At 71.8% G+C, this 7,287-nt stretch carries 4 protein-coding genes; 3 read left to right on the forward strand and 1 reads right to left on the reverse strand.

What is annotated here, in order from left to right:
- The 3 genes from AOK09_RS29565 to AOK09_RS29575 all read left to right on the forward strand — a co-directional run.
- Positions 1-1,568, forward strand: a 1,568-nt coding sequence (locus tag AOK09_RS29565) for a 1-deoxy-D-xylulose-5-phosphate synthase (protein WP_055590302.1), incomplete at its 5' end; no start/stop codon positions are given.
- 291 nt (positions 1,569-1,859) lie between these two features.
- A complete protein-coding gene (locus tag AOK09_RS29570) occupies positions 1,860-3,422 on the forward strand; it encodes an amino acid permease (RefSeq protein ID WP_055590303.1) in 1,563 nt (520 codons plus the stop codon).
- Between the two features lie 68 nt (positions 3,423-3,490).
- Positions 3,491-5,026, forward strand: coding sequence for an ArnT family glycosyltransferase (locus AOK09_RS29575; RefSeq protein ID WP_079063540.1), 1,536 nt, complete (start codon positions 3,491-3,493; stop codon positions 5,024-5,026).
- Between the two features lie 372 nt (positions 5,027-5,398).
- Here the strand turns inward: AOK09_RS29575 and AOK09_RS29580 are convergent, their stop codons facing one another.
- On the reverse strand, positions 5,399-6,994 hold the full coding sequence (locus tag AOK09_RS29580; protein WP_079063539.1) for a cellulase family glycosylhydrolase: 1,596 nt from the start codon (positions 6,992-6,994) through the stop codon (positions 5,399-5,401).
- Positions 6,995-7,287 lie beyond the last annotated feature (293 nt).

Genomic DNA, 7,287 nt, shown 5'->3' on the forward strand with positions numbered 1-7,287 from the left:
TGGCCAAGGCCAACCAGCTGCACGGCCACCACGACCGGCCGGTGGTCGCCGTGATCGGCGACGGCGCGCTCACCGGCGGCATGGCCTGGGAGGCGCTCAACAACATCGCCGAGGCCCACCACCGGCCGCTGGTGATCGTGGTCAACGACAACGAGCGCTCGTACTCGCCCACCATCGGCGGCCTCGCCAACCATCTGGCGACGCTGCGCACCACCAAGGGCTACGAGCGCTTCCTCTCCTGGGGCAAGGAGGCGCTGCAGCGCACCCCGGTGGTCGGCCAGCCGATCTTCGAGACCCTGCACGGCGCCAAGAAGGGGCTCAAGGACTTCATCGCCCCCCAGGGCATGTTCGAGGACCTGGGCCTGAAGTACATCGGCCCCATCGACGGCCATGACATCGCCGCCCTGGAGTCCGCGCTCGGCCGCGCCCGCGGCTTCGGCGGCCCGGTGATCGTGCACTGCATCACCGAGAAGGGCCGCGGCTACCGTCCCGCCGAGGAGAACGAGGAGGACCGCTTCCACGGCGTGGGCGTCATCCACCCCGACACCGGTCTGCCGGTGAAGTCCGCCGGCAAGGACTGGACCTCGGTCTTCGGCGAGGAGATGGTCGCCCTCGGCCAGGAGCGTCCCGACGTGGTGGCGATCACCGCCGCCATGCTGCACCCGGTGGGCCTCGCCCCCTTCGCCAAGCGTTTCCCCGAGCGGGTCTTCGACGTCGGCATCGCCGAGCAGCACGCCGCGGTCTCCGCGGCGGGCCTCGCCACCGGCGGGCTGCACCCGGTGGTCGCCGTCTACGCCACCTTCCTCAACCGGGCCTTCGACCAGGTCCTGATGGACGTGGCCCTGCACCGCCTGGGCGTCACCTTCGTCCTGGACCGCGCCGGTGTCACCGGCAACGACGGCGCCAGCCACAACGGCATGTGGGACATGTCCATCCTCCAGGTCGTCCCCGGCCTGCGGCTGGCCGCCCCGCGCGACGCCGACCAGCTGCGCGCCCAGCTCCGCGAGGCCGTCGCCGTCGACGACGCACCCACCGTGGTCCGCTACTCCAAGGGCACCGTCGGCCCCGCCGTGCCCGCCGTGGGGCGCATCGGCTCCATGGACGTGCTGCGCGGCGACGCCTCACCGGTCGTCGCCACCGGGCCGTTCGACGACGCCCTGCCCGGCCCGCTGCGGGCCGATGTGCTGCTGGTGTCCGTCGGCGCGATGGCCACCACCTGCCTGGAGACCGCCGACCTGCTCGCGGCGCAGGGCATCACCGCCACCGTGGTCGACCCCCGCTGGGTCAAGCCGGTCGACGCCGCCCTGCCCGGCCTCGCCGCGGAGCACCGGGTGGTCGTCACCGTCGAGGACAACGGACGGGTCGGCGGTGTGGGCGCCGCCGTCTCGCAGGCACTGCGGGACGCCGCGGTGGATGTGCCGCTGCGCGACTTCGGCATCCCCCCGCAGTTCCTGGACCACGCCAAGCGCGAGGAGATCCTCGCCGAGATCGGCCTCACCGCCCCGGACATCGCCCGCCAGGTCACCGCGCTGGTCGCCCGGCTGGACACCGAGCCCATCGACGCCTGACCTCCCGGGGAGCACCCCGGATCCGCCGGGCGGCGGGGACGCCGCCCGGCCGTGCACCACCCCGGAGCGCGGGGAGCCGTGCCACCGGTCCGCCCACAGGCGGCGCCGGAGGCGGGCTCCCCGCCTCCTGTGCGTCAGGGCCCCGAAGGCCGCGCGCCCGAAGCCGGCGCGCCCGAACGGCGGTGCGGGCGAGGGCGGGTGGCGGCGCGGGAGTGAAGCGGCCACGGCTGCGCCATGGAATCGCCGAGCCAGGGTATCCGCACCTGGCGAACTTTCCTCGGGAGGCGTTTCATGGCCACAGCATCCACACCGTCCGGCAGCGGCCCCGGCCGTGGCGTCCCGCCCGGCGGCCTGCTGCGCACCAAGCCCGTCGAGCAGTCCATCGCCGACACCGAGGAGCCGGAGCACGCCCTCCGCAAGTCCCTCTCCGCGTTGGACCTGGTGGTCTTCGGTGTCGGGGTGGTCATCGGCACCGGCATCTTCGTCCTCACCGGCACCGCGGCCAAGGACTACGCGGGACCGGCGGTCGCCCTGTCGTTCGCCGCGGCGGGCATCGTCTGCGCCCTGGCCGCGCTGTGCTACGCCGAGTTCGCCTCCACCGTGCCGGTGGCGGGCTCCGCCTACACCTTCTCCTACGCCTCCATCGGGGAGCTCCCGGCCTGGATCATCGGCTGGGACCTGGTGCTGGAGCTGGCGCTGGGTGCCGCGGTGGTGGCCGTCGGCTGGTCCGGATATGTGCAGTCGCTGCTGAGCAGCGCGGGGGTGACCCTGCCCGCCGCGATCGGCGGCGGGGGGTCCGACGGCTCCTGGGGCTTCAATCTGCCGGCCGCGCTGCTGGTGCTGCTGCTGACCGCGGTGCTGCTGGCCGGGATGAAGCTCTCGGCGCGGGTCACCTCCCTGATCGTGGCGGTCAAGGTGACCGTGGTGCTGCTGGTGATCATCGCCGGGGCCTTCTTCGTCAAGGGCGCCAACTACCACCCGTTCATCCCGCCGGCCAAGCACACCGCGGGTGCGTCCGGCGGCGCGACCCCGCTGGTGCAGGCACTCTTCGGCTTCACCCCGTCCACCTTCGGCGTGATGGGCATCTTCAGCGCCGCAGCGGTGGTCTTCTTCGCGTACATCGGGTTCGACATCGTGGCCACCGCGGCCGAGGAGACCCGCAACCCGCAGCGCGACCTGCCGCGCGGCATCATCGGCTCACTGGTCATCTGCACCGTGCTCTACATGCTGGTCTCGGTGGTGGTCACCGGGATGCAGCACTACACCAGGCTCTCCACCGACGCACCGCTCGCCGACGCCTTCAAGTCCGTGGGACAGCCCGCCTACGCCAACCTGATCAGCGTCGGGGCGGTGGCCGGCCTCACCTCGGTCACCATGATCCTTCTGCTGGGCCAGAGCCGGGTGTTCTTCGCCATGAGCCGGGACGGCCTGCTTCCGCGGACCTTCGCCGAGGTGCACCCCCGGTTCGGCACCCCCTGGAAGTCCACCCTGCTGCTGGGGGTCGTGGTGGCCGGCGTCGCCGGGGTCATCCCGCTGCGGGAGCTCTCGGAGCTGGTGAACATCGGAACCCTTTTCGCCTTTGTGATCGTCTCCATCGGTGTGGTGATCCTCCGCCGTACCCGCCCCGACCTGCCGCGGGCCTTCCGCACCCCCGCGGTGCCGCTGATCCCGATCCTCTCCGTGCTGGCCTGCATCTGGCTGATGATCAATCTGCCGGTGGCCACCTGGTGGCGGTTCGGCATCTGGATGGCCGTCGGCCTGCTGGTCTACTTCGGCTACGGCCGCTCCCACAGCCGGCTGGGCCGCACCCCGGGAGCCGCCGAACCGATCGAGGGAACGGGCTCGCGGACGTGACCGATGTCGCTCCCCGCACGGGGAAACCGGGGCGCGTGCCGTCGGCGCTCCCCGGTAGGTTGTCCACCGTGCCTCTGGACCGGACCCGCCTTCTCAGTGTCGCCGCGCTCACCGAGCGGCTGCCGCCGCGTATCCGCACCGGCTACTGGACCCGGCTGGTCCCGGCTCTGGCGCTGCTGGCCACCCTGACCCACATCCCCTCCTTCGTCCGCCCGGTCTGGAGCCCGGACGAGGGCTATCTGGCCACCCAGGCCAGGATGCTCGCCGACGGCGGGGTGCTCTACGACACCGTCGTGGACCGCAAGCCGCCGCTGCTGCCCTGGCTCTACGAGGCCTGCTTCGCGGTCTTCGGCTCGCTCTCGCTCTGGCCGCTGAGGGTGCTGGCCATCGGGGCGCACCTGGTGACCGCGCTGCTGATGGTCTCCATCGCCCGCGGGCGCTGGGGCGGACGGGCGGGGGCCGCCGCGGGCGCGCTCTATCTGCTGGTCTCGATCGGCCTCTCCCCGTCCGACACCCAGGCGGCGACCTTCGAGGTCTTCATGCTGCCGAGCATGGTGGCGGCCTTCTGGTACGCCGAGCGCCGCCGGGGTCTGGCGGCCGGTGTCGCCACCGCGGTGTGCGCCCTCACCAAGCAGACCGGCGGCGCGGTGCTGCTGCCGGTGCTCTGGATCCTCTTCCAGGACGCCCGCCGCCGGGGGCTGAGCGTGCCGGCCGCGCTGGGCAGGGTGCTCTTCGGCTTCGCCCTGCCGATCGCCCTGGTGGCGGCCATGCTGACCAAGCCCAAGGGGTTCCTCTTCTGGGTGGTCACCGGCAGCGGCGACTACGCCTCGCTCGACGGCGACCTGCTGCTGATGATCGGCCGGGCGCTGGGCAACGCCGCCATCCTCGGTGCGGCCGCCTTCGGCCTGGCCCTGCCGCTGCTGCGCCGCCGGCGGGCTCGCCGCAGGGCGGCCGCCGCGGGGGTGGAGTTCCCCGAGCGGCGGGCCGCCTCGCAGGGTTCCACGGCCGACCTGTGGATCTGGCTGGTCTCCGCGGTGATCGCGGTCTGCACCGGTTTCCACTTCTTCGGCCACTACTATCTGCAGCTGATTCCGCCGCTGATCCTGCTCGGTGTGGGTGCGGTGGCCACCTCCGCGCTGAGCTGGCGCCCGGTGCTGGTCTACAGCGTGGCGGCGTCCACCGTCTTCTGGTGTCTGGCGCTCGCCTGGCCCGGCCACCGGCTGGACCGCTCCGCCAAGGTCGCCACGGCGGTCGCGGAGCAGACCACGCCCAAGGACACCATGCTGGTCTGGGGCATGCACCCGGAGATGTACTGGCTTGCCGACCGCCGCCCGGCCACCCGCTATCTCACCGCGGGCTTCCTCACCAACTACAGCGGCGGCAAGGGCGACCAGAAGATCGGCGAGAAGTACAGCGTCCAGGACGCCTGGAAGACCTTCGACCAGGAACTCAGCCACCATCTGCCGGAGATCGTGGTGGACGACTCGGCCAAGTCGCCCTACTCGCCGCTGCGCTTCCCGAGGATCGAGCGGCTGCTGGACACCCACTACCAGATGGTCGGGCTCACCGGCGACACCGTGATCTACCGGCTGGTGCGTCGCTGACCCCTGGGGCCGCGCCGCTGTCGTGACGCGGTGCGGGCCTCGGCCGGGGCGGCCGTGACGGGGGAGTTCTGACCAGGGAGCGCCGGAGCCGGTCCGCGGTGCGCAGGCCCGCTTCTGAGCGGGGGCCGGCGAGTCCACCTCGTCCCGGGTGCTCTCCGCGGTGCCGGCAGTGGGACCCCGTCGCCTCGAAGGGTTCCCCGCCGTCGGCGGCACGGGTACGTCCGGTGCGGCGGCCGCCCGCACGGCGGCCGGCCCCGGAGAACACAGAGGCCGGGCCGGCGGCCGCAGGGTGGTACGGCCGCCGGCCCGGTGCGGGGAGTCCCGGGGGCGAGGGGGACGTCCGCCGCCTTCAGGCAGCTTGGTGCGGAGGCGTCAGGAGCAGGCGCCGCCGTTGACGGTGAAGCCGGAGGGAGTGGTGTTGCTGCCGCCGACCGTGCCCTGGACACCGAAGGAGACCGTGCCGCCGACCGGCACGGCGCCGTTGTAGTCCACGTTGGAGGCGGTCACCGTCTTGCCGGACTGGGTCAGCGCGGTGTTCCAGAAGTTGGTCACCGCCTGGTCCTCGGCGAAGTTCCACACCAGCTTCCAGGACGTGAGCGGTGTGGTCCCGGTGTTCTTGATGGTGATGTCGGCCCCGAAGTGGCCCGCCCAGCTGCCGTTCGGCGTCCAGGTGACGTGGCAGGAGCCGGCCGCCGGGGGCGTCGGCGGGGCGCTGGTCGGGGGAGTGGTGCCGGTGCCGGTGCCGCCGCTGCCCGTCACGGGCAGCAGGTACGGCTGGAGGTAGCCCTGCTTGAGGGTGTCGACGGTGGTCCAGTCGTCCTTGAGGATGCCGCCGGTGTCACCGGAGTCGGGGTTGAGCGACCAGTAGGTGAAGTCGAAGCCACTGGTGCCCTTGCCCATGTAGTCCATCAGCTTGGCCAGCCACTGCTGGTCCAGGGTGGAGGTCAGAGTGGAGCCGAACTCGCCCACCAGGACCGGCGCGGTGCCCTGCTTCTTGAGGTAGCCCCAGTTCTTGTCCCAGATCGCGGGGAGGTTGCTGGGGAACGCCGGGTCGTCGAACCAGGACTGGTGGAAGACCGAGGTGGCGTACTCGTGCGCCGAGTAGACCAGCTTGTTGGGCACGTTCAGGCGGACCGGGGCGGTGGCCGCACCCTGGAGGTTGCCGCCCCACCAGGTGCAGCTGGTGCCGGAGGTGTACTTGTCGCTGGTGCCGCCCGGGCCGTAGCACTCGTTGCCCTCGACGATGATCAGCCAGTCGGGGTTGGCGGCGAGGATGGCGTTGCCGCCCTTCTCGGCCGCGAGCCGCCAGTCGGTGGCGGTGTCCCCGCTGCCCCAGGTGGCGGTGCCGTTGGGCTCGTTGTGCAGGTCGGCGCCGACGACGGTGTTGTTGCCCTTGTAGTGCTTGGCGAGCATCACCCAGTCGCTGATCCAGCGCGACTCGGGGTAGGCCGAGGTGTACCAGAGCGGCGACTGGGCGCCGGAGTCGGGGCGGTGCTGGTCCAGGAAGACCCGGAGGCCGATCTGCCCCGCATAACCGATGATCTTGTCCATCACGCCGAGCCCGTCCAGGCCCTGGAGGTCGGGGTTCTTGGCGTAGTCGATGGAGACGGGCTTGGAGGCGGAGTCGAAGAGCTGGTTGGAGTAGGGCAGCCGCAGGGTGTTGTAGCCCAGGGCCTTCACCTGGTCCAGCATGTCCTTGTAGTTGCGGGTCCACAGGCCGTGCGGCGAGTAGTTGGCCGTCTCCAAGCCGAACCAGTTGATGCCGGTCATCCGCACCGGGTTGCCGGCCGCGTCGACGATCTGGCCACCCGAGGTGTGCCAGGGGCCGTCGCCCACGGAGGTCGCCGCGCGGGCGCTGCCCGGTGCCAGGACGGCTGCGGCTGCGGCCACGGCTGCGGCGGCGAACACCGCGACCGTTGCGCGGGCACCGCGTCGGCGGCGCGGGGCGGGGACAGTGCTGATGGCCATGAAGGCGCTCCTCGTACGGCTCGCGGAGTGGGTCTCACGCGCTGGAGGGACTGCCGAGAGCAGCAGCCCGGGCGAGCGGGAACACCACGGGGGCCGGAGCGAGATGGGAGCGCTCCCAATGGCGTGGCGGCTGTGTTGCTGTGCAACCGAATGCTGGCCCGGCGGAGACGCGCGCGTCAACCTCTTGAACACGGCTACTTTCGTTGCCGCAGGTTGTGTGCAGTTCCTGAAAAGGTGTCAAGTGGTCTGTGCGTCACCGGAGTCGGATGTACGGCGCGACGCGCCCCCACCCC

Source organism: Peterkaempfera griseoplana, assembly GCF_001418575.1.
GTDB lineage: Bacteria > Actinomycetota > Actinomycetes > Streptomycetales > Streptomycetaceae > Peterkaempfera > Peterkaempfera griseoplana.

What these genes read in the sequence shown, in the direction of transcription:
- AOK09_RS29570 (WP_055590303.1), top strand. Translation starts at nt 1,860, where the DNA reads ATGGCCACAGCATCCACACCGTCCGGCAGCGGCCCCGGCCGTGGCGTC.
- AOK09_RS29580 (WP_079063539.1), bottom strand. Translation starts at nt 6,994, where the DNA reads ATGGCCATCAGCACTGTCCCCGCCCCGCGCCGCCGACGCGGTGCCCGC.